Genomic DNA, 26,862 nt, shown 5'->3' with positions numbered 1-26,862 from the left:
ATCTGGTCGATTCCGGACCAGCGAACGCTCAGTGAGGGGCGAGGCCGAGGCGCTGGACCAGGTCGATGGCGGCGACCGAGCGGTTCATCGTGTACAGGTGCAGGCCGGGGGCGCCGGCGTCGAGTAGCTGCTGCGACAGCTCTGCGCAGACCTCGGTGCCGAGGAGGCGCACGGCCTTGGGATCGCCGTCGACGGCGAGGCAGCGGTCCCACAGCTCGTCGGGGACGGTGGCGTCGTTCATGTCGGCCATGCGCCGCATCGAGTGCACGTTGATGAACAGCATCACGCCGGGGATGACGGGCGTGTCGCAGTCGAGGGCGGCGAGCTCGTCGCGCAGGCGCAGGTAGGGCTCGACCGACCAGAAGAACTGGGTGATGGCGAAGTCGGCGGCGGCCAGCTTCTCGGCCAGGTACCGGCGGTCGGTCTCCAGCGAGGGCGAGCGGGGGTGCTTCTCGGGGTGGGCGGCGACGCCGACGCTGAAGTCGCCGGGGTGGTCGTGGACCAGCTCGACAAGCTCGAGGGCGTAGCGGAAGTCCCCGCCGGGGGGCGGGGCGTCGGCGGGCGGGTCGCCGCCGAGGGCGAGGATGTTGTGGACGCCCTGCTCGGCGTAGGCATCGAGCAGCTCGCGGATCTCGTCCTTGGTGTGACCGACGCAGGTGAGGTGGGCCATGGTCGGGAACGGGTGGCGGCGGTTCAGCTCGATGACCACGTCGCGGGTGCGCTCACGGGTGGAGCCGAGCGCGCCGTAGGTGACGCTGGTGAAGGTCGGCTCGATCACGGCCAGCTCGTCGACCACGGCGAGGAGCTGCTTCTCGGCCTCGTCGTCCTTGGGCGGCGAGAACTCCAGCGAGATGGACGGGCCGTCGGCGAGCAGGTCGCCGATGCGGGTCACGACCCGTTCCTCGCGTGCGCGGCCTCGGCCGCCGCCACCGTGTTGCGCAGCAGCATGGCGACCGTGGTGGGGCCGACGCCGCCGAGGCGGGGCGTGACCCACGAGGCGACCTCGTTGACGTCCTCGTCGACGTCGGGCAGGAGCTTGCGCCCCTCCCAGGAGATGCCGCCGCTGACCACGACCGCGCCCGGCTTCACCATGTCGGCGGTGACGATCGAGGGCGAGCCGACGGCGGCGATGACCACGTCGGCCCGACGTGTGTGCACGGAGATGTCGGGGACGGCGGAGTGCACGACGGTGACCGCGGCGTTGGCGCCCTCGCCCTTCAGGGTGAGCAGCAGCGACAGCGGACGGCCGAGGGTGGGGCCGCGGCCGACGATGACGACGTCCTTGCCGCGCAGGTCGATGCCGTAGTGGACGAACATGGCCCGGATGCCCGCTGGCGTGCACGGGACCGGCCCGTCCTGCTGGAGCACGAGTCGGCCGAGGTTCTCCGGATGGAGGCCGTCGGCGTCCTTGGCCGGGTCCATGCGGTTGATCGCGGCGTCGAAGTCGAAGCCATCGGCCACCGGGTACTGGATGAGGTAGCCGTCGACGGCCGGGTCAGCGTTGAAGCGGTCGACCGCGTCGAGCAGGGCCTGGGGGTCCTCGTCGGCACCGATCTCGATGTTGTGGCTCTGCACGCCGACGGTCTCGCACGTCTCGTGCTTCTTGCGCACGTAGCCGGCGGACGCTTCGTCGTCGCCGACGAGGATGGTGCCGAGGCCGACGGTCTTGCCCTGGTCGCCCAGGGCGGCGACGCGGGAGCGCACCTCGTCGAGGACGGCTTCGGCCACGGGGGCCCCGGCGAGCAGCTGTGCGGTCACGACGGGCATCCTACGGAACCCGCCCGGAACGTCCGATTGCGATCCGGGCGCCGGGACGCGGTCGGATCAGTAGATCCAGCCGGCCTGCGGCGTGGGCAGGCGCAGCGCAGCGTCGAGGTCGGCGAGGAGGTCGGTGGGTCCGTGGAGGTCGTCGGTCAGCGCCAGGCTGGATGCCGGCCGGACGCCCCACCACAGCCGGGTGAAGGCTCCGACGGAGGCGTCGAGCACGGGCAGGTCGGGATCGAGGCCGGGCTCCGCACTGGACGTCGGCCCGAGCCGCACCGTGTGCTCGCCGCCGATGCCTCCCCAGGTGCCGAACCGTCCGATGGGGTCGCGCAGGCGGAGGCCGAACGCCACCGGGGTCGCCACCTCGACGGCGGCGATGCAGGCGCCGAGGTCGAGGATGCGGTCCTGCTGGCTGGCCATGGTCACGTGCAGCGCACCGCTGCCGCCGGCCAGCCGGGCGACCCGGCGCTGGCGGGCCGGCTCCCGGATCAGGTCCTGCAGCTGGATCCCGGCCGGCTCCTCGGTGACCACGACGAGGTTGACCTGGTCGCCGAGGGCCTTCACGAGGCCGAGCAGCTCGAGCACCTGGTGGGGCTCCTCGTGGGCGAGGACGTCGATGACGTACGGACCGTGCTCGTCCTTGGCCGAGCCGATCAGGGCGTGGGTGAGCCGACCATCATCGGCCCGGAAGCCGAGCCCGAAGGGGTTCTCGAGCCACGACCACTCCGGCTCCAGCCACTGCGGTGGGTCGAGCACGACGCTGCCGTGGCCACGGGGTCGCCGCGCCAGGAGGGCGTGGACCTCCCGCATGTGCTCGGCACCCAGGCGGACCGGGGGCCGGTCGGGCACCGGCACCTGCAGCGACGCCGGATCGAAGCTGAGGCGGTGCTGGTAGGGGCCGGTGCCGAAGCCGAACCGGTCGTAGTAGCCCTGCTCGAAGAACCCGAGGGTGGCGACGGCCGCTCCCTCCTCGACCGCCTCGGCGAGCGCCTCGGCCATGAGGGCCGACGCCAGGCCCTGGCGCCGACCGACGTGGCTGGTGGTCACCGCCGAGATGGCACAGAGCGGGAGGTCGGTGCCGGTGTGGTGCACGGTGCCGACGCTGCGGTGCACGAGGCACTCGGCCTCCCCGTGGACGTCGGCCACCAGGCCCTTGCTCATGGACAGGAACGTCTTCAGTCCCGCCGCCTGGCCGTCGCTGTCGTCGATCCAGCCGACCTCGCGCCACATCCGCGTCACCGCGGCCAGGTCGCGCTCCTCGTCGTAGGGCCGTCCCACCATGGCCGCAGTCTGACCCGGCCTGCTCGCTCCAGCCCGTGAATTGGCCGGTCGAAGCGCTGTGCCGGGTGCGCCCGGGACACCAGATCCCCGGCCGGCATGACACGGATTCCCCACGGAGAGTGACACCGATGCCCCCAGAGAAGGGTGTCAGGGCACCATTTCCGCACGCTCCGTGGCAGCCGATGATCGGAGGAACGAACCATTCGTTCCAACTGGGGAGGACCCAACATGAACATCAGCACCCGAGCAAAGGCCCTGGTCGGCGCCGTCGCCATCGGCGGCGCCGCCATCGCCATGGGCGGGGCATTCACCGCCGGCGGCCTCGACGTCGCCGGCGTAGACGCTGACGCCAAGATGGTCGGCGGCGTCGGCGAGGTGACCGTCACGGGAGCAACGCTCAGTGACATCGCCTACGACATCAACAGTGGCGTCGTCGAGGGTGTCCAACTGACCTTTGTCGACGACCTGACCGACACCAACTCCGTCTCCGTCGACCTTCTGGACGGAGCAGACCCTGCTGTGTCGTTGTACACCGCCGAAGACGGTCAGTGCACCGAAGATCTCAGTGACACGACCGGCATGACTTACAACTGCGATTTGACCACCGACACCATTTCCTCCAGCAGCGTCGTCAAGCTGGCAATCGACGTCTCGTCAACCAACAACGTCACCCTGTAGTCGCAGAGCTAGTAGCGCCACCATGCGCATGCGTCGTCTCCTCGCTCTCGCCCTCGTCGGGCTGATCACCGCTGGCGTGCTCGTGCTCGCCAGCGGCCGGGTCGGCTACGTCTCGACGGCGGGCGTGAGCATGGAGCCGACGTACTCCGCTGGGGACCTGGTGCTCGTGTCCCGGGATGGCGACTACGGCGTCGGAGACGCCGTCGCCTACCGGGACCCGGGCACCGGGGCGACCGTCCTGCACCGCATCATCGGCGGGGGCGGGGCCGAGGGCTTCGTCCTGCAGGGCGACAACAACGAATCCATCGATCCCCACGAGCCAACGGCCGACGAGCTGACCGGCCGGGCGATCGGGCACGTGCCCGCGGTGGGCGGGGTCCTGGGGTCCCCGGCCGCCAAGGGCGCCATCACCCTCGCCGTGGCCGGCCTCGTCGGCTCGCTCGCCCTCCCATCGCACACGAAGGCCCGCACCATGGCCGCACACCTCGCACCGAAGGCCCGGAAGGACCGCCACCGGCGCGCCCACCCCCGGGTCCGCCGCGTGTGGCTGGCCAGCCTCGTCGTCGACGCCGTCCTCGTGGCCGGCGTCCTCGCCGCGTTCTCCCTGCGCCCGACCCCGGCCGGTGCCGAGCCGCCGGCCGACGCGGAACCGCTCGAGCACCACGTCGAGCTCGGCTACGGGGCCGACGTGGCGTCGACCGACACCTACCCCGACGGGCGCATCGAGACCGGCGACACCGTCTTCCGGATGCTCGCGGACGAGGCGGAGGTGTTCGCCCGCACGGTCGGACCCGACGGCGTCGTCGTGGATGGCTTCGTCCAGCTCGACCTCACCGTGTCGAGCAGCGCGGGCTGGTCCCGCACCGCCCCCCTGGTCGAGCGCACGGAGCTCGACGGTGACCTCGACCTCACCTCGGCGATCCCCTTCTTCCACATGGATCGCCTCGCCGAGCGCATCACCTCCGAGACCGGTGTCAGCGCCGGCACCCTCGACCTCACGGTCACCCTCGTCGGGGAGGCCCACGTCGGCGACAGCGAGCCGGTCGACCTCGAGGCCACGCTGCCCCTGCGCCTCGGCCCCCAGACCCTCACGCTCTCGGGCGCCGAGACCACCGACACCGACGACAGCCCGGCCGTGACCTCCACCGTCGAGCTGCCGGTGGCGCCGGCTGACGACGAGCCCGTTGAAGAGCGACCCGACCTCACCCGGCCCGCCCTCGGCGCACTGCTCCTCGGCGTCGGCATCACGGCCGTCGTGTGGCCGACCGGAGACGAAGAGGACGACCCCGACGCCGTGGTCCGCATCCGCACCACCGAGCTGTACCACCCGCTCTCCGCCAGCAGCGTGGAGGTGGCCGACGCGGCCGACGTCGAGGGCATCGCCCGCCACGCCCACGCGCCGATCCTGTGCCGGGACGACGGATGGCAGGGCGTGGTCAGCGACGACGTCCTGTACTGGACGCCGCCGCCCGTTCCGTAGCCGCTGCCAGAACCAGACGGGCTCAGTCGCCCCCGGCGCTAGTGGAGGAAGTGGCGCTCGCCGGTGAAGACCATGGCCACGCCGAGCTCGTCGGCCTTGGCGATGCACTCCTCGTCCCGGACCGATCCCCCGGGCTGGATGATGACCGCGGCGCCGGCGGCCGCAGCCGCCTCGATGCCGTCGGGGAACGGGTAGAAGGCGTCGGACGCGCAGGCCCCGCCTTCGGCCCGGCCGGCGGCCTTGGATGCGGCGATCTCGCCGGCCTCGACCCGGTTCTGCTGGCCGGCGCCGATGCCCCACGCCGTGCCGTCCTTGGCCAGCACGATGGAGTTCGACTTCACCCATCCCCCGACCCGCCAGGCGAAGGCGGCGTCGGCGAGCTCGGTCTCGGTCGGCTGGCGCTCGGTGACGACGCGCCACTCGTCCTGGGCCGAGGAGAAGTGGTGCGGCTCCTGCACGAGCCAGGCGCCGTTCAGCTGGCGCAGGGCGAGGCCCGGCTTCCCCGGCGCGGGGGCGGTGAGGATGCGGGTGTTCTTGCGCTTGGCGATGAGGGCCTCGACCACGCCGTCGCCGTAGCCGGGTGCGATCACGACGTCGGCCTGGGCCGCGCCGACCATCCGCTCGACGGTGGCGTCGTCGATGGACTCGCTGGTGGCGACGATGCCGCCGAAGGCCGACCGCGGGTCGCACTCGAAGGCGAGGCGGTAGGCCTCCTCCAGCGTGTCGGCCACCGCGGCGCCGCACGGGTTGGCGTGCTTGATGATGGCCACGGCCGCCTTGCCGGGCGACACCCGGGCCAGGTCGTGGGCCAGGTTCCAGGCCGCGTCGGCGTCGAAGAGGTTGAGGTAGCTCAGGGGCAGGCCGGAGTGCTGGGTGATGCCGTCCATCCACGACGACCGGCCGATCTCCCGGTAGCGGGCGCCGCGCTGGTGCGGGTTCTCGCCGTAGCGCAGCTCGTCCACCCGCTCGAGGGCGAGGTGCACGGTGATGGGCAGGGCGTCCGCCTCGTCGCTGTCCTCGGGCGCGGTCTCGTCGAACCAGGACACGACGGCGGCGTCGTAGGCCGCGGTGTGGGCGAAGGCCTTGCGGGCGAGGCGCCAGCGGGTGTTGGCGCCGAGCGCGCCGTCCCGGCGGATCTCGGCGAGCACGATGTCGTAGTCGGCCGGGTCGACGATGATGCCGACGTGGGCGTGGTTCTTCGCCGCGGCCCGGACCATGGCCGGGCCCCCGATGTCGATGAGGTCGACGCCCTCGGCCAGGCGACGGCCGCCGGCGTCCCCGGCCGCGTCGGGCTGCCCGAACGGGTACAGGTTCGACACCACGAGGGAGAACGGCTCGATCTCGTAGGTCTCGAGGTCGGCCTGGTGCTCCGGATCGGAGGGGTCGGCGAGGATCGCACCGTGGATCTTGGGGTGCAGGGTGGCGACCCGGTGCCCGAGGATCGCCGGGTAGCCGGTGACCTCCTCGGTGCTGGTGACCTCGAGGCCGGCGTCGCGGATCGCGGCCGCGGTGCCGCCGCTGGACACGAGCTGCCAGCCGGCGTCGACCAGCCCACGGGCGAGGTCGACCACGCCGGTCTTGTCGTACACGGACAGGAAGGCCCTCATGCGGACTCCTCGCTTGCTCGGGGTGACCGGTCGAGGATGCCGGGTTCGGCCAGCACCGCTCGGATGGTGTCGGGGTAGAGGCGGCGCTCGACCTGCTTGATGCGCTCGTGCAGGGAGTCCGCGGTGTCGTCGGCCAGGACGGGCACGGCTTCCTGGGCCAGGATCGGCCCGGCGTCCATCTCGAGGGTGGCGACGTGGACCGTGCAGCCGGTGACCTTCACGCCGTAGTCGAGGGCGGCGTCGACGGCATGCCAGCCCTTGAACGCGGGCAGCAGCGCCGGGTGGGTGTTGAGGATGCGGTGCGGGAACGCGTCGTGGATGGCGCGCCCGAACACGGTGCCGTACCCGGCCATCACGACCAGGTCGATGCCGGCGTCGACCAGCACCTCGGTGACCTCGGCCGTGTAGGCCTCACGGTCGAAGTCGGCGCCGAAGGAGGTGCGCTCGTGGCACACCGCCCGCACGCCGTGGCGCTCGGCGACGTCGGTCGCGGCGCAGGGGCGGTCGACCACCACGAGCTCGACGGGGATGCCGTCGGTGAGGATCGCGTCGAGGAGGGTCCCGCTGCCGGAGGCGAGCACGGCGATGCGCATGAGGGGCGGAAGGTAGCAAGCGGCCTCCCGATCCCCCGCACGGCTGGTCAGCCGCGCAGCTCCCGGGCCAGGCAGGAGCCCTCCGCGGTGAGGCCGGCGGACTCGCAGAACGAGCGGACGTCATCGCCCGAGGAGAACGGGCCCGGGTCGACCAGCACCCAGAAGCCGTCGCCGAAGGCGGACCAGTCGCTGCTCCGCGCCGCCACGACGCCGGGGGCATCGGCGCGGGTGCGCTCCCACTCCTCGGCCAGGGCGGCGGTGCCGGCGTCGTAGGGCACCGACTTGAGCTGGGCGAGCCAACCCCGGAAGCTCGTCGACAGGGCCGGCACGGACCCGGTGCCGTTCGGCTCGGTGCGGAACGAGGCCGCGGTGGTGGTGGGTGCCGTCGACGTGGTGGGTGTGCTTGTCGTCGTGGTCGTCTCGGCGACGGTGGTTTCCGTCGTGGTCGGTGCCGTGGCGCTCGTGGTGGTCGTGTCCTCGATCTCCACGCCGTCGAGCCCACCGGATTCGTCCGGGGTGGCGACCTCATCGGCGTCGGCTTCCCCGGATGACGCGCCCGAGTCGTCGTCGCCCAGCAGCTGGGAACCAGCGACGACCGTCAGGACGAACACGCCGATGGCGAGCGCGGCCAGGGCGATCGTGCGACCTGAACCGGCACTGACCTCCGGTCCGGACGCCGGTGCCGGTTCCCGGATCGGGATCGCCCACGGCGGGGCGTCGTCGATGGAACGGGTCTGGTCGACCGCACGGGTCTCGTCGACGGCCGGCGATGCCAGTGCCCCGCAGGTCGGGCAGCGGGCGGCATCGTCGGCGAGTGGCTCACCACAGGTGGTGCAGGGGGTGCTCATGGGCGCGAGTTCCTCATCGCTCCGACCGCCCCGACCATGGTGCCACGGCGACGTGGCGTGATCGTTGGACCCGCTCAGGCCAGCGGCGGGTCGACGCAGCCGCTGGTGCCGCCGCCCGAGCCGGCCGGCACGGCGACCTCCTTGGTCGGCTTGAAGCCGGAGCCGGGATCCTCGGTGCGCAGGAGCCGCAGGACGCCGTCGGCGATGGCCCGCGCCTCGGCGTCGCGGAACTCCTCGGTCTCGAGCAGCGCGTTCTCGGCCGGGTTCGACAGGTAGGCGGCCTCGGTGAGCACCGACGTGACGCCCTGGGCGTGGCGCAGGATGCCGTAGTAGTCGTCGCCGGTGCGCATGGAGCGGCGGGCCCGGGCCCCGGGGTCGTCGCCGATGGCCCAGTCGGTGCCGAAGGGGGCGAGGTGCTCCTGCATCTCCTCCCACAGCAGACCGGCGAGGCGCTTGGACTCCGGGTCGGCGAGCTGGTGGTACAGCTCGCTGCCGGGCACGCCGGAGCGGCCCACGGGGGCGGCGTTGTGGTGGATCGAGAGGAACGCGACGGGTGACATGGTCCTGGCGATCGATGCCCGGGTGGCCAGGGTCATGCGCACGTCGGCATCCCGGGTCAGCACGACGGTGGCGCCCTCGGCCTCGAGCAGCGCCTGCACCCGCCGGGCGACGTCGAGGTTGAGGTCGGCCTCGCGCAGGCCCGTGGGCCCGACCGCGCCGGGCTCGGCACCCCCGTGGCCGGGGTCGAGCACGACGTGGGCGCCGAGCACCGGCTCGCCGGGCACGACCGCCGCGGTGGCGCACGGCGTGAGCACCTGCCACGCGCCCTGCTCGCCGCCGAGGACCGGCAGGACGAAGCCCGCGGGCGTGCGCACGGCCCGGACCTCGCCGTGGTCGGCGATGGCGGGGAACCCGAGCACGGCGGTCGAGGAGGGCGCGGTCGAGGTGGGCGCTGCGGCGGCCTCGGGCGACGACTCGGCCGGTGCGTCCGTCCTGGGACCGGTGACCGCATCGCCATCGCTGGCTGCGGCGAGCGCGGCGACCAGGCCGGCGGCGAGCAGCACCACGGCGCTCAGCAGGATCAGACGGGACGAACGGGGCATCCCTCCAAGGATGGGGGCGCCGGCACCGGGCCCCAACGCCGACCGCAGCCCGGGAACGGCTCTGGCCTGCATCCATGACCACCAGGGGCACGGATGCAGGCCAGAACGGAGGCGCTGGCGGTGGTGGGCTCAGCGGAGCCCGTCGACCACCTCGACCATGAGCGCACCGGCCTCGGTGGGGTTGTTGCCCACCTTGACGCCGGCGGCCTCGAGGGCCTCGCGCTTGGCGGCGGCGGTGCCCTTGCCGCCCGACACGATGGCGCCGGCGTGGCCCATCTTCTTGCCGGGAGGGGCGGTGACGCCGGCGACGTAGGACACGACCGGCTTGGAGACGCTGGCCTTGATGTAGTCCGCCGCCTCCTCCTCGGCCGAGCCGCCGATCTCGCCGATCATCATGATCGCCTGGGTCTCGGGGTCGGCCTCGAAGCGCTCGAGGCAGTCGATGAAGCTGGTGCCCGGGACGGGGTCGCCGCCGATGCCGACGCAGGTCGACACGCCGATGTCCTTCAGCTTGAGCTCGTACAGCGCCTGGTAGGTGAGGGTGCCGGAGCGGGACACGATGCCCACGTTGGGGCCCCCGGCCGAGGGCTCCTTGGCGATCTCACCGGCGGTGATGCCGATGTTGCACTTGCCGGGGCTGATGATGCCGGGGCAGTTCGGGCCGAGCAGCTGCACGTTCGGGAAGTCCCGCTGCAGCTTGTTGTAGAACCAGGCCTCGTCGTGGGCGGGGACGCCCTCGGTGATGACGACGATGAACTCGACGCCACCCTCGGCGGCCTCCATGACCGCGTCCTTCACGCCTGGTGCCGGGATGAAGATGCAGCTGGCCGTGGCGCCCGTCTCCTTCACGGCCTCGGCGACCGTGGCGTAGATCGGCACGCCGTTGACCTCGGTGCCCGCCTTCTTGGGGTGGGTGCCGGCGACGACCTGCGTGCCGTACTCGGCGTTGCGCTGGCCGTAGAAGGAGCCCTGGGAGCCGGTGAGGCCCTGGTAGATGACCTTGGTGTTCTCGTCGACGAAGATCGCCATTACTGGCCACCCCTTTCCTTGGCCAGGGCGACGACCGTCTCGGCGGCCTCCACCATGGTGGGCTTGCTGATGAGCGAGGCGGACTCGTGACGGCTCAGGATCTCCCGGCCCTCGGCGGCGTTGGTGCCGTCGATGCGGATGACGATCGGGGCGTCGATGTCGACGCGCTCGAGGGCGGTGACGATGCCGTTGGCGACCTCGTCGCCCTTGGTGATGCCACCGAAGATGTTGATGAAGATGGCCTTGACCTTCGGGTCGTTGTTGATGACCTCGAGGGCACCGGCCATGACCTCGGCGTTGGCGCCGCCGCCGATGTCGAGGAAGTTCGCCGGCTTGCCGCCCACCTGGTTGACGATGTCGACCGTGGACATGGCCAGGCCGGCGCCGTTGGCGATCACGCCGACGTAGCCGTCGAGACCGACGTACTGGAGGCCCTTGCTGTGGGCGTCCTCCTCGCGCTCGTCGCGCACCTGGGTCTGCTCGTACTCGCTGTAGTCCTCGTGGCGGAACGTGGAGTTGCCGTCGAGGGTGACCTTGGCGTCGAGGGCGTGGACCTCGCCGGTGGGCTTGAGGATGAGGGGGTTGATCTCGGTGAGATCGGCGTCGCCCTCGGTGTACGCGGTGTACAGCTTGCGGAGGATGTCGACGGCGCCCTCGGTGGCGTCGGGGTTCAGGTTCGCCCGCTCCACCCAGTCGCGGGCGTCGGCCTCGGACAGGCCGTCGACCGGATCGATCCAGATCTTGGCGATGGCGTCGGGGTTCTCCTCGGCCACCGTCTCGATCTCGACGCCGCCCTCGGCGGAGAGCATGCCGAGGTGCTTCTTGGCGGAGCGGTCGAGGGTGAAGGAGGCGTAGTACTCCTCGGCGATGTCGGAGGCGACCTCGATCCAGATCGTGCGGACGACGTGGCCCTTGATGTCGAGGCCGAGGATGTTGCCGGCGTGCTCGCGCACCGCGTCGGCGTCGTCGGCCAGCTTCACGCCGCCGGCCTTGCCGCGGCCACCGACGTGGACCTGGGCCTTGACCACGACCGGGTATCCGATGCGGTCGGCGACCGCCACTGCGTCGTCCACCGTGGTGACGGCCTCGCCGTCGCTCACGGGGATGCCGTAGCGGGCGAAGAACTGCTTGCCCTGGTATTCGAGGAGGTCCATGCGTGCTTCCCTTGTCTGGCTTGGGCCGGGGCGGCCTTCGGCCGGATACTAGGAGGATGCCCACCAGCCCCGGCCAATCACGATGAGCCCGGTCGCCAAGCGACGCGGCCGAGGCCACACCGGTCGGGCCGTCGCCGTCGCCGTGGTCGGCGTCGTCGTCGCGCTGGGCACCGCCTTCCTCGTGGCCAACCTGGCCAGCCGCGGCGACGTGCAGGTCCGCCTCGGCGACGACCGCTTCGACGCCGGCCGGGTCGAGAACCTGGCCCGCATCATCGACGAGGACGGCCAGCCGATCCTGTTCCCGGACCCGGCCAACTTCTCCCGCTCCATCTACGTCGACCACCAGGGCGGCGACCCAACCACGGGCTGGATCGCGCTCAGCGCCTTCGTGCCCGACCGGCCCGAGTGCACGCTCACCTTCGACCCCGAGGTCGACCTGTTCACCATCGACGACGCCCAGCCGGCGTCGTGCGACCGGGACACCACCTTCCCCCGGTCCGGCGCGGGCCTGCGCGTCTACGCCACCGAGGTCGTCGACGACCGCCTCACCATCGACCTGCAGGACCCGGCGAACGCCCCCGACTGAATCGGAACCCTGCGCCAGTTCGGGACCTCCGCGGGAATCTGGCAGCGGCTGCGGAACACTGCCGCTTCAGCTCGGGGCCGGATTCAGGACTGGCGTTCCGCCTCCGCTGCCAGATTCAGGATGGCGACGCCGTCGGGGTCGAGGGCGACCACATCGGCGTTGCGGGTGGCGCCGGCGGCGAGCGGGCGACCCTCCACCCCGGCGAGCACGAAGCCGTCGGGGACCGGGACCGACACCGGGGCCGCCCCGAGGTTCACCACCACGAGCACGTCGCCGCGGCGGATGCGGATCCAGCCGACCTCAGCGTCGTGGTCGATCTCCTGCGCGCTCCACCGGCCGTCGGTGAGCGACGGGTGGCGGCGGCGCAGGGCGATGAGGTCGCGGTGCCACTGCAGCAACTCGGCGTGGCCGGACTCCCCGACCTCGTCCCAGCGCAGCACCGAGGACTCGAACGTGGTCCGGTCCTGGGGATCGGGGACGTCGGTGGGGTCCCAGCCGAAGTGGGCGAACTCGTGGGTGCGCCCCTCGGTGACGGCCTGGCCGAGCGCGGCGTCCTGGTGGTCGGTGAAGTAGCGGAACGGTGACGACGCCGACCACTCCTCGCCCTGGAACAGCATCGGCACGAACGGGCTGGTGAGCAGCAGGGCGGCACCGATGCGGAGCCGGCCGTCGGAGGTGCCGTGGCCGATGCGATCACCGGTGGCGCGGTTGCCGATCTGGTCGTGGTTCTGCACCGAGACGACGAAGGCGTGGCCCGGCAGGCCGGCCGGCGAGCGGCCGTGCACCCGCTGGCGGTGCTCGGACCAGTCGCCGGCGTAGACCCAGGCCTGCTGCAGACCCCGCACCAGGTGGTCGAGCGTGCCGAAGTCCTCGTAGTAGCCGTCGGTCTCCCCGGTGAGCACGGCGTGCAGGGCGTGGTGCCACTCGTCGGCCCAGGACGCATCGAGCCCCATGCCACCGGCGGAGGCCGGCAGGACGTAGCGGGGGTCGTTGCGGTCGCTCTCGGCGATGAGCCAGCACGACCGGCCGGTGTGGGCGGCCGTGGCGGCGACCTCGTCGGCCAGCTGCTCGAGCAGGTGGGTGGCGGAGTCGTCGACCAGGGCGTGGACGGCGTCGAGCCGGAAGCCGTCGAGGTGCAGGTCTCGCTGCCAGCCGGTGAGGTGCTCGACGAAGTAGCGGCGCACCTCGCCGCTGCCCGGGCCGTCGAGGTTCACGGCCGCGCCCCAGTTCGTCTGGTGGCGCTCGGAGAAGTACGGGCCGAAGGCACCGAGGTGGTTGCCGTCGGGACCGAGGTGGTTGTGCACGACGTCGAGCACCACGCCGATGCCGGCGGCGTGGGCGGCGTCGACCAGCCGGCGCAGCCCGGCGGGGCCGCCGTAGGCGTCGTGCACGGCGTGGGGGAAGGTGCCGTCGTAGCCCCAGCCCCGGTCGCCGGGGAAGGCGGCCACCGGTAGCAGCTCGATGGCGTCGACGCCGAGGTCCACCAGGTGGGGCAGCCGCTCGACGACCCCGTCGAAGGTGCCCTCGGGGCTGAACGTGCCGACGTGGAGCTCGTAGAGCACGGCTCCGGGCAGGTGGAACCCCCGCCAGTGCTGGTCGGTCCACGCGAAGTCGGTCTCGTCCGGCGCGTCCACCGCCGAGAGGCCGTGGACGCCGTCGGGCTGCCAGCGCGAGCGCGGGTCGGGCAACGGGTCGGCACCGTCGAGGCGCCAGCCGTAGCGGGTGCCGTGGCCGGCCTCGGCATGGGCCACCCACCAGCCGCCGTCGGCCGGCGTCGCCGGGACGTCGTGTCCATCAACGTGCAGCGCCACCTCGGACGCGTCCGGCGCCCACACCCTGAACCGCTTCACGGGGCCTCCAGGACGGCGACGGGGGCCTCGCCGAGGAGGTCGGCGAGGTCGATCGTGCCGCCCTCGACGGGGTGACCGCCGAAGACCGGCGACCACTCCCCCGCCGGCAGATCGACGGTGGTGCCGGCCGCGACCGGGCCGCGGCTCGGGAAGCGGACGGCGACGAGCGCCACCTGGTCGCCTCGGGTGAACGCGACGATCCGGTCGGCATCGGGGCCGGACGCGACCAGCGGGACGTGGGCACCGGCCTCACCGGCGCCGAAGGCATCCGGGCGGCGGCGGCGCAGGCGGAGGCAGGCGGTGGTCAGCGCCAGCTTGGCGATTGGTCCGAGCGCCGGCGCGCGCATCGGGTCCAGGTCGTCGAGCTCGCCGGCGATGACCTCGTGGTCCACCGGACGCCGGTTGTCCGGGTCCACCAGCGACAGGTCGATGACCTCGGTGCCCTGGTACACGTCCGGGATGCCGGGCTGCAGCAGGCCGATGGCGGCCTGCACCTGGCTGTTCCACCAGCCGTGGCGTTCGAGGACGGACGCGTCGGCCGCGAGGTCGTCGACCGCCTCGGGGTCGTCGGCGATGCCGGCGAGCGCGGCCAGGCCGGCTTCGAACCCCTCGTCGACCTTCGTCCAGGACGTGCGGCGCTTGGCCTCCCGGGCGGCCTTCACCAGGTAGGCCTCGAGGCGGTCGCTGCTGATGGGCCAGGCGCCGAGCAGGGTCTGCAGCGCGACGAGGAGCGTGGTGGCGTCGGGCTCCACATCGTCCGGCCAGCGTCGGAGCAGGCGGGGCAGCCATCGCTCGGCCAGCGCGGGCCACGACGGCTCGAGCGTGGGCTCGCTGAGCACGTCGAGCCGGGCTCGCACGTCGGCGCTGCGCTTGGTGTCGTGGGTCGACAGCGTGGTCATGGTGCGGGGCCAGTGCGCCTGGCGGTGGCGGCAGGCGTCGTGGAGGTCGTCGACGGAGACGGCGGGGTGCAGCGGGTCGCCCCCGACCTCGGCCGCGGCGATGAAGCGGCCGAGCCGGTACCAGGCGGTGTCCTCCAGGCCCTTCGCCGTGGCCGGGCCGGTCAGCTGCTGGAACCGCACCACCAGCGCCCGCTCGTCGTCGGTCGGACCCTCCTCGGGGTCCACCGCCCGCAGCGTCAGCACGTCGGCCAGGAAGTCGATGAGCCTCGGGTCGACGTCGGTGGCGTCCTTGGCCTTCCTGGCCGCCTCGTCGATGTGCTCGACGTCGGTGGCGCTCACCGTGCTCGCCCCGCCGTCGACGCCGGGCACGACGTAGGAGCGGTACACGTCGAAGCCCACGGCCAGCGCGGCGATCGCCCGGCGGAGGTCGTCGCGGGGGTGGTCCCGGTGCAGCGGGCGGGTCTCGGCGACGCGCAGCGCCACGTCGACGACGCGCTCGAGCTCGGCGGCGAGCAGCTCCTCCACCGCGTACCGCTTGGACTCGAGCACGACCTCCTCGGGCTCGGGCGCCTCCATGCCGCACAGCTCGTGCGCCCGTCGCTCCACCGCGGCCAGGGCACCGAGCCCGTCCGGGTCGACGAGGACGCCGTTGAGCAGGCGCATGGCCTCGTATCCGGTGGTCCCGTCGACCGGCCAGTCCTCGGGCAGCCACTCGTCGCCCTCGAGGATCTTCTCGACGACGATCCACGCGTCGGGTGCCGCGTGGCGGAGCCGGTGCACGTAGCCGCCGGGGTCGGCGAGGCCGTCTGGGTGGTCGATGCGGAGCCCGTCGATGCGGCCCTCGTCCAGCCAGCGCAGCGGGAGCTCGTGGACGGCGTCGAACACGCGGTCGCGCTCCACCCGGATGGCCACGAGGGTGGTGATGTCGAAGAAGCGCCGGTAGTCCAGCTCGCGTGCGCCGGTGCGCCAGTAGGCGAGGCGGTAGTGCTGCTCGTCCAGGAGCCGGTGGAGGGCGTCGGGGTCGGCGTTCACCGCGTCGATCTCGGCATCGACCGCGGCCGCGACGGCCGGCTGGCCGAGGAGGCGACGGAGCAGGTCCTGCACCACGTCGAGGTGCCGGGCGCGGCGTCGACGGGCCCGGTCGGTGGTCGCCGGCTCGAGGTCGTCGAGGGTGTCGGCGACGAAGGCCAGCGAGGATGCAGCGAGCGGATCTGCATCGGGGGTGTCGGCGAGGCGGTCCGCTGCGGGGTGCAGAAGCAGCGGCAGGCTGCGAGGGGCGAGCGGGAAGCGGTGGCCGGGCGCCTCGGCCCGGAACCGCACGCCGTCCCGCCCCACGGCCAGGTCCCCGGCGGCGAGCAGCTCGCCGTAGAGATCGCCGAGCACGGGCAGCACGACGATGCCCTTCTGGTAGTCCTCCCGCCCGACCCAGTCGATGTCGAACCACTCGGCGGAGGACGAGGACGCGCCGTGCTCGAGCACGTCGAGCCAGCGCTGGTTGTGCCCGCCCTCGATGGACACGTGGTTGGGCACGACGTCGACGACGACGCCGAGGCCGAGGTGGCGCGCCTCGTCGCTGAAGCGCTGCCAGGCCTCGTCACCACCGAGGTCAGGGGCCACGCTGGCGTGATCGACCACGTCGTAGCCGTGCATCGAGCCCGGCACCGCCCGCAGGATCGGTGACAGGTACACGTGCGACACGCCGAGGTCGGCGAGCAGCGGGAGGCGGGCCCGAGCGTCGTCGAGGGTGTTGCCGCCGTGCAGCTGGAGCCGGTACGTCGCCGTGGGCGTCACCGCTCGTCGGCTCCGTCCTCGTCGGCGGGGCGGAACCGCAGCAGGACCGTCGAGCGCGGCACCAGCTCGATGTCCTCGGTGACCGTGCGCACCTCGTCGGCGACGCCGGTGGGAAGCGCGGTGTCGAGCTCGACGACCCATGCGCCGTCCATCTCGGGCAGCTTCCAGTCGATGGGGTCGGCCTCGGCGCTGATCAGCAGGAGGAAGGAGTCGTCGATGATGGGCCGGCCGCGGGTGTCCCGGCTGCGGATGCCCCGGCCGTCCATGTACAGCCCGATGGTGCGCGGCGCGCCCTCCCAGTCGTGGTCCTCCATGGCGGCGCCGTCGGGCTTGTACCACTCGATGTCGACGTTGCCTCGGATCTCCTGGCCGAAGAACCAGCGGCGCCGGCGCAGGACGGGGTGCTCGCGCCGGATGCCGATGCAGCGGCGGGTGAACTCGAGCAGGCCGGTGTCCACCTCGTCCCAGTCGAACCAGCTGATCTCGTTGTCCTGGCAGTAGGCGTTGTTGTTGCCGCCCTGGGTGCGCCCCAGCTCGTCGCCGCCGAGCAGCATCGGCACGCCCTGGGAGAGCAGCAGCGTGGCCAGCAGGTTGCGCTGCTGGCGGGCGCGCAGCGCGAGCACCTCGGGGTCGTCGGTCTCGCCCTCGACACCGCAGTTCCAGGACCGGTTGTGCGACTCGCCGTCCTTGCCGTCCTCGCCGTTCGCGTCGTTGTGCTTCTCGTTGTAGGAGACCAGGTCGCGCAGCGTGAACCCGTCGTGGGCGGTGACGAAGTTGATGCTGGCGACCGGCGAGCGCGTCTCGTCGGAGTAGAGGTCGGCCGAACCGGTGAGGCGGGACGCCAGCTCGGGCACGGTGTGGGGCTCGCCGCGCCAGTGGTCGCGGATGGTGTCGCGGAACTGTCCGTTCCACTCCGACCAGACCGGCGGGAAGTTGCCGACCTGGTAGCCGCCCTCGCCGACGTCCCACGGCTCGGCGATGAGCTTCACCTGGGACACGATCGGGTCCTGGTGCACGAGGTCGAAGAAGGCGGAGAGCCGGTCGACCTCGTAGAACTGGCGAGCCAGGGTGGACGCGAGGTCGAACCGGAAGCCGTCGACGTGGCACTCGGTCACCCAGTACCGCAGCGAGTCCATGATCAGCTGCAGCGAGTGCGGGTGCGCCATGTTCAGGCTGTTCCCGGTGCCGGTGGTGTCGAAGTAGTGGCGGCGGTCGTCGGGCACCAACCGGTAGTACGCCTGGTTGTCGAGACCACGGAACGAGAGCGTGGGGCCCATGTGGTTGCCCTCGGCCGTGTGGTTGTAGACGACGTCGAGGATCACCTCGATGCCGGCCTCGTGCATGGCCCGCACCATGCCCTTGAACTCCTGGACCTGCTCACCGGTCGTCCCGGACGCGGAGTAGTCGGCGTGGGGTGCGAAGAACCCGATCGTGTTGTAGCCCCAGTAGTTGCGCAGGCCCTTGTCGACCAGGTGCCCGTCGTGGATGAACTGGTGCACGGGCATGAGCTCGATGGCGGTGATGCCGAGGTCGAGCAGGTGGTCGATGACGGCCGGGTGGGCGAGGCCCTGGTAGGTGCCGCGCTCGCGCTCGGGGACGTCCGGGTGGGTCATGGTGAGGCCCTTGACGTGGGTCTCGTAGATCACCGTCTCGTGCAGCGGGGTGTTCAGCAGGCGGTCGTCGCCCCAGTGGAAGTACGGGCTGTGGACCACCCCCACCGGGACCTTGCCCGCACTGTCGAGGTCGTTGCGCTGGTCGGGGTCGTCGAAGTCGTAGCCGAAGACCTCCTGGCCCCACTCGACCTCGCCCGTGACCGCCTTGGCATAGGGGTCGAGCAGCAGCTTGGAGGCGTTGCAGCGCAGCCCGTCGGCCGGGTCCCAGGGGCCCTCGACGCGGTAGCCGTAGCGCTGCCCCGGTCCGATGCCGGGGACGTACTCGTGCCAGCAGTGCGCGTCGACCTCGGTGAGGGGCACCCGCTCCTCGGTGCCGTCCTCGCCGATCAGGCACAGGGTCACGGACTCGGCGACCTCGGAGAACACGCTGAAGTTGGTGCCGAGCCCGTCGTAGCTCGCTCCCAGGGGGAACGGCTGTCCGGGCCAGGTCTCACGTGGTTCGTCGGTCACCGGGGACCGATACCCACGAGACGATCGGGAGATACGTGACATGCGGCGGGGAGCGTGGCACGGATCGAGCCAGGGGCGCGCCGCGGTGGCATCCGCGCCACCCCGAGCGCATGACGAAGGACCCTTCCCCACCCGGGGCCGGCGGCGCAGCCTGGGGGCGAGCGGAACGCCCGGCCAGCCCTCCCTAGGGTGGTCGGCACCTGCCGAGTCGCAACCCAGGAGGCCAGTCCGATGCCTGATGGCGTGGTGCAGTGGTTCGACCCCTCGACCGGCGAGGGGGTCATCCGGCGCGGCGGCCGGCGGTACGCCGTCCGCGCCAGCGCGATGGATCCCGCGTCTCGGGTCGGAGGGGCCCGGGTGCACTTCGACGTGCAGCGCGACGACGGCGTCCTGCGCGCCGAGAACGTCGTGCTCCGCCGCGGGACACGAACGTCCCCACGCCAGAGCCGCTTCGGGGACCTGAGCGGTGCTCGACAGCCCGCAGCGACCGGTGGGGCGGCCTCGTCCCGGGGCAACCCCGCACCCGTGGTGGCCTACGACCACCACCCGGCGCGGGCCGTCGAGGACTGGGCACGCCTGCTCGCCGACGGGCGGCTCGACGACGCCATCCTGCAGTGCGCGCCCGACGTCGTCCTCCACGAGGGCGGCGACGATCTGGCCGGTGTCGAGGCCCTCCGCCGCTGGTGGGACGCCAGCCCCCAGCTGGGCGCGGGTGCCATCCCGACGGTCACCGGCGTGGGGCCGGACACCTTCGAGCTGGCCTGGGACGACCCGTCGCCGAACCGGATCCACGTCCGGGTGGCGCACGGCTTGATCTCGGAGCAGTGGGACGAGGCCGCGGCCGTCGCGACGGGCGAGGACGTGGACGACGAGGGGCGCAGCGTCGTCGGGACGGTCGAGATCTCCTCCGCCGGGTCCGTCACGTCGTCCGAGCTCGCCTACGCCGAGGACAAGGTCGCCAAGGTGCTGGCCGACGTCGGCCGGCCGGTGCTCCACACCGACATCCGGCTGGAGCGGTCGGCGGACACGTCGCTCGAGCGCCCGGCGATGGCCCGTCTCATCGTGCTGGTCGACGGCGAACCGGTCCGCGCCCAGGTGCGGGCGGCGGAGATGACCGAGGCGATCGACCTGCTGGACGCCCGGGCCCGTCGGCGCCTGACCCAGCTGGCCGAGCACCGCCAGACCCTGCGGCGCCGAGGGCCATCCAGCCCCGAGGGGCAGTGGCGCCGCGGCGACGCCCCCACGGAGCGGCCTCCCCACCTGCCCCGCCCCGCGGCGGAGCGCGAGATCGTGCGCCGCAAGAGCTTCACCACGGCGGAGGCCACCGTCGACGAGGCCATCTTCGACATGGAAGCGCTCGACCACGACTTCTTCCTGTTCACCGACCTCGCCAGCGGGCAGGACGCGGTCGTCCACGCGCGCGACGACGGCACCTACGGCCTGCAGTACGCCCGCGGCGTCGACGAGGACCCGACGGAGCCGACGGCAGCGGCGGTCGAGGTCCAGCCGGACCCGGCGCCCCGCTTCACCGTGGACCAGGCCCGGGAGCACCTCGACCTCAGCGGCGCTCCGTGGCTGTTCTTCGTCGACGCCGACCACGATCGGGGCCGGGTCCTCTACCGCCGCGACGACGGCCACTACGGCCTGATCGCACCCGCTGGCTAGGCGAGCAGGGCGATGACCTCGCGCCGCTGGACCTTGTTGGTCCCGGTGCGAGGCAGGTCGTCGACCGCCACGTAGCGCGCCGGCACCTTGTAGTGCGCCAGGTGCTCGCGGGCGTGGGCGTCGAGCGCGGCCGCGTCGAGCTCGACCCCGTCCCGCAACCGGACGGCGGCGGCGGGGACCTCGCCGAGGCGGTCGTCGGGCAGCGGCACGACCGCGGCCTCGAGCACGTCGGGATGGTCCTCGAGCACCGCTTCGACCTCGACCGCGTAGACGGAGAAGCCGCCCCGCATGATCACGTCCTTCTTGCGACCGGCGAAGACGATGGAGCCGAGCGGGCCGCGCCGGGCCAGGTCCCCGGTGTGCAGCCACCCCTCGTCGTCCAGCACGGCGGCGGTGGCGGCCTCGTCGTGCCAGTAGCCGCGCAGCACGCCCGGCCCCTTGACGAGGAGCTCACCCGTGGCGCCGGTGGCGACGGTCTCGCCGTCGTCGCCCACGACCCGGAGCCGGTAGCCGGGCACGGGGAACCCCATGGCGTCGCCGGTGCCGAGCCGCATGAAGGGCGGGCTGATCTTGGCGGCGACGCCGCCGCCGGTCTCCACCAGGCCGTAGCCCTCGGCGAACGCGGCCTCGCCGATGTCGCCGACGCCGGGCAGGCGGACCGTGCCCCCCATCTTCTTGAACCGCTGGGCCAGCTCGGCCGGCATCACGTCGGCCCCCGAGCCCCACACGCGGATGCTGCCCAGGTCTCGCTCCTCGGCGCCGGCTTCGAGGAGGAGGCGGTACATGGCGGGCACGCCGATGAACACCGAGGGCCGCCGCGACTCGATGGCGTCGAGGATCTCCTCGGCGCGGAAGCGCGGCGAGAACCACGTCGCGGTCCCCGTGGCGGCGAGGCCGAGCAGCGTGACGAAGCCCATGATGTGGGCGACGGGGAGGCTGACCACGGCCTCGTCCCCGCGCAGGCCCGCCGGTACCAGCGCGCCGGCCCGCAGCGAGCCCAGCAGCGCATCGTGGGTGAGGGCGGCGCCCTTGGGCTTGCCGGTGGTGCCCGAGGTGTAGAAGAGCGCGGCGACGTCGGAGCCGCTGGCCGCGACGGCCTGGCGCACCGGCTCGTGGCCGTCGACCTCGTGGGCCGAGCGCAGGGCGAAGGCGGCGCCGGAGTCCTCCATGACGTGGCGGACCTCGTCGGGGCGCATGGCATCGTTCACCGGGGCCGGGATGCACCCGGCGCGGGCGACGGCGAGGCACAGCAGCAGCTGGTGGTAGCCGTTCGGGGTGGCGACCACGACGACGTCGCCGGGCTCGGTGCGGGCGGCGATGCCGCCGGCCCAGCGGGCGACCCGCTTGGCGGCCTGGCGGTGGGTGAGGGCCAGGCCGCCCCGCGCCTCGGTCACGAGGCGCCGATCGCCGTGGACCGCGGCGAGGCGCTCGAGCACGTTGCCGAGGTTGAGGTCCTTGCGGACGAGGAAGGAGGCCCGCCCGAGCATCCGACGCATGGAGCACCGGTGTACCCCCGTGGGCGGCCTCAGCGCCAGACGAGCGCGAGCAGGTGCCGGGGGCGGCTGATGCCCTTGAGGGTGTGCAGGCCTCGGCCGGTGGTCGTGTGGCGGCCGTCGAGGTGATCGGCGACGTGCTCGGTGACCACGATCTCGTCTGGATCGGCGGCATCGGTGACCCGGGCGGCGAGGTTCACGACGTTGCCGATGATGTCGTCGCCGTCCTCCACCGCGTCGCCGCTGTGGATGCCGACGCGCACGGAGGGAGCGAAGCCGGTCCCGGTGCGCTGGCGCTCGAGCCGGCGCAGCAGCTCGGTCGCGGCCGCGGCGGCGGACGCGGGATCGGGGAAGCGCAGCAGCACGCCGTCGCCGGCGGTGCTGACCTCCCAGCCGCCGTGGGCCTCGGCGCACGCGGTCACCTGGTCCCGCAGGGCTCGGCGGACCGCCACCCACCGCTCGTCGCCCAGGGCCTCGTTCAGGCTCGTGGAGCCGACCACGTCGACGAACATGGCGACCACGAAGCGTGGTCCGGGAACCTCGCTCGCTGGAGCACCGGCTGCGATCGCCGGGATGCCCGGTGCCGACGCCCCCAGCACGTGGTGCTCGGCGTCGCGCTGCGCCCGCGGCGAGCGGCGGCGGTTGCGTCGCTGCGCCGAGAGGCGGGCCACCTGCCAGTGGGCGCCCAGACCGACGCCCCATCCGGCCGCGGGGAACAGCGGCCAGAACGGAAGCCCGCCGCCGGACGCGGCCCAGATCACGACGAGCATGCCGATCACGAGGCTGTAGATGGTCAGGTGCATCCGGAACGCCACATCGTCCGGTACGACGGGCGCATCGATCGGGACCGGCTCGACGTCGGGTAGGTCGGCGGTGAGGGGGACCAGCGCAGGGAGCGTGTCGGCGGCGTAGGCGGCTGCCAGACGGTCCTCCAGGTCCTCGAGCGTGATCAGGCCATCACCCGCTGCGTCGCGGAGTCGGTCGACGACCCGGGCCCGGTCGTCGTCGGAGGGGCGCGGCGCCGGCTGCCGCGCCGGCACCATCGGTTCGCCCCCTCGTTCGCTCACCCTCGAAGGTTCTGGCAGTCGCCGGACTTCTCCTGCCCGCGGCGCCGTGACGTGTGGCTCCGTCAGCGCTTCTCGAGCGGGGACCATGACAGCAGCAGGCGCTTCTCGCCGACGTCGACGAAGCGGATGGTGGCCTCGGCCTTGTCGCCCGCGCCCTCGATGTCGATGATCACACCGTCGCCGAACGTGGCGTGGTGCACGTCGTCGCCGACCTTGAGCCCGAGGGCTTCGGCGCCGCTGCTCGGTGCGGGCGCGTCCCGGGCCGCCAGGGCGTTCTCGACGATGCGATCCCGGCCCGCGTCCATGCGCTCCTTGCGGTCGCCGCGCCCGAAGGTGCGCCCCTCGGGTTCGGTCCAGCCGCCGGCGCGGCGCCCGGCCCGCTCGGAGCCGCCGCCGGAGTAGGTGCGCCCGCCCCGGCTCGCCCGCTGGCGACCGCCGATCTCCTCCACCAGCTCGGGTGGGATCTCGTCCAGGAAGCGGCTGGGCGGGTTGTACTGCGTGCCGCCGAACAGGGTGCGGCTCCAGGCGTGGGTGATGTGCAGGTGGTGCATGGCCCGCGTGATGCCCACGTAGGCGAGGCGACGCTCCTCCTCGAGCTGGTCGGGCTCGGTGAGGGTGCGCAGGTGGGGGAAGATGCCGTCCTCCAGGCCCACGAGGAAGACGATGGGGTACTCGAGGCCCTTGGCCGAGTGCAGGGTCATCAGGGTGACCTCGGACTGGTCGGGATCGAGCTGGTCGGTGTCGGCGACGAGGCTGACCGCCTCGAGGAACTCGGCCACGTCCTCGGTCTCCGATGCGGTGCCGAGCAGCTCGGCCAGGTTCTCGAGGCGCCCCTCGGACTCGATCGTGCGCTCGTTGCGGAGCTCGTCGAGGTAGCCGCTGCCCTCGAGCAGGTGCTCGAGCAGCGGCCCGGGCCCGTCCTCGATGCGGTCGACGGCCCCGTCGAGCAGCTCGGTGAACCGGGCGATGCCGTTGAGCGCCCGCCCGGACACGCCGGCCTCGTCGGCCCGGCGCAACCCGTCGAGGAACGACATGCCCCGGCCCTGGATCCAGGCGTCGATGCGCCCGACCGAGGTGTCCCCCACCCCGCGCTTGGGGACGTTGAGCACCCGCTTCACGCTGACCTCGTCGGTGGGGTTGACCACCGCCTTCAGGTAGGCGAGGGCGTCCTTGATCTCGCGCCGGTCGTAGAACCGGGTGCCTCCGATGACCCGGTACGGGATGCCGCCCCGGGCCAGGTACTCCTCGATGACCCGGGACTGCGCGTTGGTCCGGTAGAAGACCGCGATGTCGCCCCAGCGGACGTCGCCGGCCTCGTGGAAGGCCGAGATGCGCTGGGTGACCCACTGGGCCTCGTCGTGCTCGTCCTCGGCGTGGTAGCGCAGGATCTTGTCGCCCGGCCCGGCCTCGGTCCACAGGTCCTTGGGCTTGCGACCCATGTTGTTGGCGATCACCGCGTTGGCGGCATCGAGCACCGTCTGGGTGGACCGGTAGTTCTGCACCAGCGGGATCGTGGTGACGTCGGGGAACGCCTCCTCGAACTGGAGGATGTTGGCGATGTCGGCGCCTCGGAAGCGGTAAATCGACTGGTCCGAGTCGCCCACGACCGTGACGTTGCGGTGCTCCTTGGCGAGCTGGACGACGAGGCTGTTCTGGACCTTGTTGGTGTCCTGGTACTCGTCGACGAGGACGTGGGTGAATCGCTGGCGGTAGTGGGCGAGCACGTCGGGGTGGCGGCGGAACAGCTCGACGGCGTTGAGGAGGATGTCGTCGAAGTCCATGGCGCCGGCCCGGAGGAGGCGGGCCTGGTACTCGCGGTAGACGTCGGCGAGCTTGCGCTCGGTGAAGGAGCCGGCCCGGTCGGCGTACTCGTCGACGAGCACGTAGTCGTTCTTCGCCGCGCTGATCTGGGCGTGCACCGAGCGGGGCGGCAGCTTCTTGGTGTCCAGGTTCAGGTCCCGCAGGACGTAGCCGGTGAGGCGGACGGCGTCGGCCTGGTCGTAGATCGTGAACGAGGACGGGAAGCCGATGGCGTCGGCGTCGCGGCGCAGGATGCGCACGCAGGCCGAGTGGAACGTGGACACCCACATCTTCTGGGCCACCGAGCCGACGAGGGTGCCGACGCGTGCCTTCATCTCGTCGGCGGCCTTGTTCGTGAAGGTGATCGCCAGGATCTCGAACGGGCTGACGCCCTGCTCCTGGATGAGCCAGGCGATGCGCCGGGTGAGGACCCTCGTCTTGCCCGAGCCGGCGCCGGCGAGCACGAGCAGCGGCCCGCCGAGGTGGGTGACCGCCTCCTCCTGGGCCGGGTTCAGGCCATCGAGCAGGGGCGCGCCGAACGGGCCGGAGCCGGGGCCGATGCGGTCGGTCGGCTCGGGGAACAGCTCGTCCGTCGGCTCGCTCGGCAGGGGTTCCTCGGTCGACGCAGGCACCGTGGCGACCCTACCGGCCACCCCTGACAGCCCCGCCGCCCGCGAGCCCGGCGGCAGCCCCGTGCCAGAATCGCCGCCGTGCGCATCCACAAGCTGTCGTCCACCGATGCCTTCGTCGCCTTCGACCTCGACGACGCCCCGTCCGTCGGCGTCACCCGGCTGGCCCGCAAGGTCCTCACCGACGGGGCCGAGCTCCTGGCCCGCTCCACCACCTACGCCTTCGCCAGCTTCGGCATCCAGATGGGCGGCGGCTCCGCCGGCATCAACGCCGAGGGCGACGACCGCGACCCGGCGGTCGCCGCGTTCGTGGAGGAGATGCGGTCAGCGGTCGCCGAGGGCCGCTGGGTCACCGATCCTGCCCTCGGCCTCTCCGAGGCCGACCTCGCCCCGCTGCGCATCGACGACCGCCGCCCGTCCGAGCTGTGGACCGACGGCCTCGCCGACACCCTCACCGCCCAGGGCGCGGTGGCGGCCGCCGGCGCCGTCCGAGAGGGCGGCCTGACCGGCGCCACGTGCGCCTTCGTGGGCAAGGGCCCGGTCGTGGAGGCCGCGCGCGCCGCGGTCGAGGCCGCCGGCGGCACCGTGGCCGACGGCGACTCCCCAGCGACCGAGGCCGACGTCCTCTTCGTCGCCGGCAAGTCCGGGGTGCTCGACCACGAGGTCGTCCCCGACATCGCGGCCGGCGTCGTCGTGCCGCTCACCCCCGTGCCGGTCACCGCCCGGGCCCACGCCGAGCTGACCAAGGCCGGCAAGGTGCACGTGCCCGACTTCCTCTCCACCGCCGCTCCCCTGCTGCATGCCCACGGCGACGACGTCGCCGACCCGGTGACCGCCGTCGCCGACAAGGTCGCCGGCCTCGCCTCCCACGGCACCGGACTGTGGCTGGCCGCCGTCGAGGAGGCCGAGGCGTTCCTGCGCACCTGGCGCGACGAGCTCCCCTTCGGACGCCCCCTGGCCTAGACCTGGATCGCCGCCGGCATCCGAGCCGTGCGGATCGGGGTGGCAGCGACACGATCCGTCCGGACGCGGGCGCCCTCAGCCTCGGATCGGACCGACCTGTCGTCGGATCAGCCCGAAACCGCCCGTTCCGGCGTCTGCCGGCCCGATGGGCGGGCATGGGCTCCGATGTGCTGGCCATCACCGGACCCGCCCTGTCCCGGCGCCGCGAGCTGTTCGCCCTCACCGTGACCGCGGTCGCCGCCCTCGCGGCCGTCGTGGTGCCCACGCTCTACGTGGCGGTGCTGCCCGTGGCCTGCGGCGCCGTGGCGCTCAGTGCCCCCGCCGGGCGGCGCCTCCCCGCCGCGCTCGCCGTGTGGGCCCCGGTGTCCCTGGCCGTGGTCGTCGGGGGCATGCCGATCGCATGAAGGACCGGGGCATCCGCAGCCGCTACCGGGGCCTCGACCTCGAACCGGCGCGCTC

At 72.7% G+C, this 26,862-nt stretch carries 21 protein-coding genes; 6 read left to right on the top strand and 15 right to left on the bottom strand.

The features are described 5' to 3' along the window. Nucleotides 1-28: 28 nt before the first annotated feature. From RGQ06_RS09505 to RGQ06_RS09495, 3 genes are read right to left on the bottom strand one after another with little or no spacing between them, the layout of a single operon-like run. The gene (locus RGQ06_RS09505) at nucleotides 29-892 is read right to left on the bottom strand and encodes a methylenetetrahydrofolate reductase (RefSeq protein ID WP_432426809.1); all 864 of its coding nucleotides are present in this window, start codon (nucleotides 890-892) and stop codon (nucleotides 29-31) included. Further along, complete coding sequence (locus RGQ06_RS09500; RefSeq protein ID WP_432426810.1) at nucleotides 889-1,767, bottom strand: bifunctional 5,10-methylenetetrahydrofolate dehydrogenase/5,10-methenyltetrahydrofolate cyclohydrolase; 879 nt, start codon at nucleotides 1,765-1,767, stop codon at nucleotides 889-891. The genes RGQ06_RS09505 and RGQ06_RS09500 overlap by 4 nt, the downstream gene beginning before the upstream one ends. Nucleotides 1,768-1,824: 57 nt before the next feature. Beyond that, nucleotides 1,825-3,045: a GNAT family N-acetyltransferase gene (locus tag RGQ06_RS09495; protein ID WP_432426811.1), complete on the bottom strand. Its 1,221-nt coding sequence runs from the start codon at nucleotides 3,043-3,045 to the stop codon at nucleotides 1,825-1,827. A 228-nt stretch (nucleotides 3,046-3,273) separates the two neighbouring features. On the opposite strand from RGQ06_RS09495, the gene RGQ06_RS09490 reads away from it, so the two are divergent. Next, a complete protein-coding gene (locus tag RGQ06_RS09490; RefSeq protein ID WP_432426812.1) occupies nucleotides 3,274-3,723 on the top strand; it encodes a hypothetical protein in 450 nt (149 codons plus the stop codon). 22 nt (nucleotides 3,724-3,745) lie between these two features. Beyond that, nucleotides 3,746-5,203, top strand: a complete 1,458-nt coding sequence (locus tag RGQ06_RS09485) for a signal peptidase I (protein ID WP_432426813.1) — start codon at nucleotides 3,746-3,748, stop codon at nucleotides 5,201-5,203. Between the two features lie 38 nt (nucleotides 5,204-5,241). Here RGQ06_RS09485 and purH read toward each other — a convergent pair whose 3' ends face one another. The 6 genes from purH to sucC all read right to left on the bottom strand — a co-directional run bounded on the left by purH (nucleotide 5,242) and on the right by sucC (nucleotide 11,537). Beyond that, nucleotides 5,242-6,810, bottom strand: coding sequence for a bifunctional phosphoribosylaminoimidazolecarboxamide formyltransferase/IMP cyclohydrolase (gene purH / locus RGQ06_RS09480; RefSeq protein ID WP_432426814.1), 1,569 nt, complete (start codon nucleotides 6,808-6,810; stop codon nucleotides 5,242-5,244). Beyond that, complete coding sequence (purN, locus tag RGQ06_RS09475) at nucleotides 6,807-7,403, bottom strand: phosphoribosylglycinamide formyltransferase (protein ID WP_432426815.1); 597 nt, start codon at nucleotides 7,401-7,403, stop codon at nucleotides 6,807-6,809. The genes purH and purN overlap by 4 nt, the downstream gene beginning before the upstream one ends. 47 nt (nucleotides 7,404-7,450) lie before the next feature. Then, the gene (locus RGQ06_RS09470; protein WP_432426816.1) at nucleotides 7,451-8,251 is read right to left on the bottom strand and encodes a zinc ribbon domain-containing protein; all 801 of its coding nucleotides are present in this window, start codon (nucleotides 8,249-8,251) and stop codon (nucleotides 7,451-7,453) included. A gap of 74 nt (nucleotides 8,252-8,325) precedes the next feature. Next, nucleotides 8,326-9,354: an N-acetylmuramoyl-L-alanine amidase family protein gene (locus tag RGQ06_RS09465; RefSeq protein WP_432426817.1), complete on the bottom strand. Its 1,029-nt coding sequence runs from the start codon at nucleotides 9,352-9,354 to the stop codon at nucleotides 8,326-8,328. A 129-nt stretch (nucleotides 9,355-9,483) separates the two neighbouring features. Next, nucleotides 9,484-10,383 carry a succinate--CoA ligase subunit alpha gene (gene sucD, locus RGQ06_RS09460; protein ID WP_432426818.1) on the bottom strand — a complete coding sequence of 300 codons (900 nt, stop codon included), beginning with the start codon at nucleotides 10,381-10,383 and terminating at the stop codon, nucleotides 9,484-9,486. Further along, nucleotides 10,383-11,537 carry an ADP-forming succinate--CoA ligase subunit beta gene (gene sucC / locus RGQ06_RS09455; protein WP_432426819.1) on the bottom strand — a complete coding sequence of 385 codons (1,155 nt, stop codon included), beginning with the start codon at nucleotides 11,535-11,537 and terminating at the stop codon, nucleotides 10,383-10,385. Before sucC ends, sucD begins: the two co-directional genes overlap by 1 nt. Before the next feature lie 82 nt (nucleotides 11,538-11,619). Between sucC and RGQ06_RS09450 the strand changes: the two genes are divergently transcribed. After that, on the top strand, nucleotides 11,620-12,123 hold the full coding sequence (locus RGQ06_RS09450; protein WP_432426820.1) for a hypothetical protein: 504 nt from the start codon (nucleotides 11,620-11,622) through the stop codon (nucleotides 12,121-12,123). Nucleotides 12,124-12,206: 83 nt separating this feature from the next. Here RGQ06_RS09450 and treZ read toward each other — a convergent pair whose 3' ends face one another. From treZ to glgX, 3 genes are read right to left on the bottom strand one after another with little or no spacing between them, the layout of a single operon-like run. Beyond that, nucleotides 12,207-13,973 carry a malto-oligosyltrehalose trehalohydrolase gene (gene treZ / locus RGQ06_RS09445; protein WP_432426821.1) on the bottom strand — a complete coding sequence of 589 codons (1,767 nt, stop codon included), beginning with the start codon at nucleotides 13,971-13,973 and terminating at the stop codon, nucleotides 12,207-12,209. Beyond that, nucleotides 13,970-16,663, bottom strand: a complete 2,694-nt coding sequence (gene treY / locus RGQ06_RS09440; protein WP_432426822.1) for a malto-oligosyltrehalose synthase — start codon at nucleotides 16,661-16,663, stop codon at nucleotides 13,970-13,972. The genes treZ and treY overlap by 4 nt, the downstream gene beginning before the upstream one ends. Beyond that, the gene (gene glgX / locus RGQ06_RS09435; RefSeq protein ID WP_432426823.1) at nucleotides 16,660-18,828 is read right to left on the bottom strand and encodes a glycogen debranching protein GlgX; all 2,169 of its coding nucleotides are present in this window, start codon (nucleotides 18,826-18,828) and stop codon (nucleotides 16,660-16,662) included. Before glgX ends, treY begins: the two co-directional genes overlap by 4 nt. A gap of 189 nt (nucleotides 18,829-19,017) precedes the next feature. Between glgX and RGQ06_RS09430 the strand changes: the two genes are divergently transcribed. Continuing rightward, nucleotides 19,018-20,451, top strand: coding sequence for a sigma 54 modulation/S30EA ribosomal C-terminal domain-containing protein (locus tag RGQ06_RS09430; protein WP_432426824.1), 1,434 nt, complete (start codon nucleotides 19,018-19,020; stop codon nucleotides 20,449-20,451). On the opposite strand, the gene RGQ06_RS09425 is transcribed toward RGQ06_RS09430, so the two are convergent. The 3 genes from RGQ06_RS09425 to pcrA form a co-directional block, all read right to left on the bottom strand. Beyond that, complete coding sequence (locus tag RGQ06_RS09425) at nucleotides 20,448-21,947, bottom strand: class I adenylate-forming enzyme family protein (protein WP_432426825.1); 1,500 nt, start codon at nucleotides 21,945-21,947, stop codon at nucleotides 20,448-20,450. The genes RGQ06_RS09430 and RGQ06_RS09425 overlap by 4 nt on opposite strands. A gap of 29 nt (nucleotides 21,948-21,976) precedes the next feature. Continuing rightward, nucleotides 21,977-23,011: an adenylate/guanylate cyclase domain-containing protein gene (locus tag RGQ06_RS09420; RefSeq protein ID WP_432426826.1), complete on the bottom strand. Its 1,035-nt coding sequence runs from the start codon at nucleotides 23,009-23,011 to the stop codon at nucleotides 21,977-21,979. A 62-nt stretch (nucleotides 23,012-23,073) separates the two neighbouring features. After that, on the bottom strand, nucleotides 23,074-25,443 hold the full coding sequence (gene pcrA / locus RGQ06_RS09415; protein WP_432426827.1) for a DNA helicase PcrA: 2,370 nt from the start codon (nucleotides 25,441-25,443) through the stop codon (nucleotides 23,074-23,076). 78 nt (nucleotides 25,444-25,521) lie between these two features. Between pcrA and RGQ06_RS09410 the strand changes: the two genes are divergently transcribed. Both RGQ06_RS09410 and RGQ06_RS09405 read left to right on the top strand, forming a co-directional pair. Continuing rightward, complete coding sequence (locus RGQ06_RS09410; RefSeq protein ID WP_432426828.1) at nucleotides 25,522-26,403, top strand: hypothetical protein; 882 nt, start codon at nucleotides 25,522-25,524, stop codon at nucleotides 26,401-26,403. 155 nt (nucleotides 26,404-26,558) lie between these two features. Continuing rightward, nucleotides 26,559-26,807 (top strand): hypothetical protein, encoded by a 249-nt coding sequence (locus RGQ06_RS09405; RefSeq protein ID WP_432426829.1) that lies wholly within the window; start codon nucleotides 26,559-26,561, stop codon nucleotides 26,805-26,807. Nucleotides 26,808-26,862: the final 55 nt, after the last annotated feature.

It is taken from the genome of Salinilacustrithrix flava (assembly GCF_041228405.1).
Classification (GTDB): Bacteria; Actinomycetota; Acidimicrobiia; order Acidimicrobiales; family Salinilacustritrichaceae; genus Salinilacustrithrix; species Salinilacustrithrix flava.
The sequence above is the reverse complement of the archived record's forward strand: the minus strand, read 5'-3'. Positions and strand labels throughout refer to the sequence as shown.

Excerpts from the sequence above, each read along its gene's own strand:
- RGQ06_RS09500 (WP_432426810.1), bottom strand. The coding sequence starts at position 1,767 with ATGCCCGTCGTGACCGCACAGCTGCTCGCCGGGGCCCCCGTGGCCGAA.
- RGQ06_RS09495 (WP_432426811.1), bottom strand. The coding sequence starts at position 3,045 with ATGGTGGGACGGCCCTACGACGAGGAGCGCGACCTGGCCGCGGTGACG.
- RGQ06_RS09490 (WP_432426812.1), top strand. The coding sequence starts at position 3,274 with ATGAACATCAGCACCCGAGCAAAGGCCCTGGTCGGCGCCGTCGCCATC.
- RGQ06_RS09485 (WP_432426813.1), top strand. The coding sequence starts at position 3,746 with ATGCGCATGCGTCGTCTCCTCGCTCTCGCCCTCGTCGGGCTGATCACC.
- purH (WP_432426814.1), bottom strand. The coding sequence starts at position 6,810 with ATGAGGGCCTTCCTGTCCGTGTACGACAAGACCGGCGTGGTCGACCTC.
- purN (WP_432426815.1), bottom strand. The coding sequence starts at position 7,403 with ATGCGCATCGCCGTGCTCGCCTCCGGCAGCGGGACCCTCCTCGACGCG.
- RGQ06_RS09470 (WP_432426816.1), bottom strand. The coding sequence starts at position 8,251 with ATGAGCACCCCCTGCACCACCTGTGGTGAGCCACTCGCCGACGATGCC.
- RGQ06_RS09465 (WP_432426817.1), bottom strand. The coding sequence starts at position 9,354 with ATGCCCCGTTCGTCCCGTCTGATCCTGCTGAGCGCCGTGGTGCTGCTC.
- sucD (WP_432426818.1), bottom strand. The coding sequence starts at position 10,383 with ATGGCGATCTTCGTCGACGAGAACACCAAGGTCATCTACCAGGGCCTC.
- sucC (WP_432426819.1), bottom strand. The coding sequence starts at position 11,537 with ATGGACCTCCTCGAATACCAGGGCAAGCAGTTCTTCGCCCGCTACGGC.
- RGQ06_RS09450 (WP_432426820.1), top strand. The coding sequence starts at position 11,620 with ATGAGCCCGGTCGCCAAGCGACGCGGCCGAGGCCACACCGGTCGGGCC.
- glgX (WP_432426823.1), bottom strand. The coding sequence starts at position 18,828 with ATGTCACGTATCTCCCGATCGTCTCGTGGGTATCGGTCCCCGGTGACC.
- RGQ06_RS09430 (WP_432426824.1), top strand. The coding sequence starts at position 19,018 with ATGCCTGATGGCGTGGTGCAGTGGTTCGACCCCTCGACCGGCGAGGGG.
- RGQ06_RS09425 (WP_432426825.1), bottom strand. The coding sequence starts at position 21,947 with ATGCGTCGGATGCTCGGGCGGGCCTCCTTCCTCGTCCGCAAGGACCTC.
- RGQ06_RS09405 (WP_432426829.1), top strand. The coding sequence starts at position 26,559 with ATGGGCTCCGATGTGCTGGCCATCACCGGACCCGCCCTGTCCCGGCGC.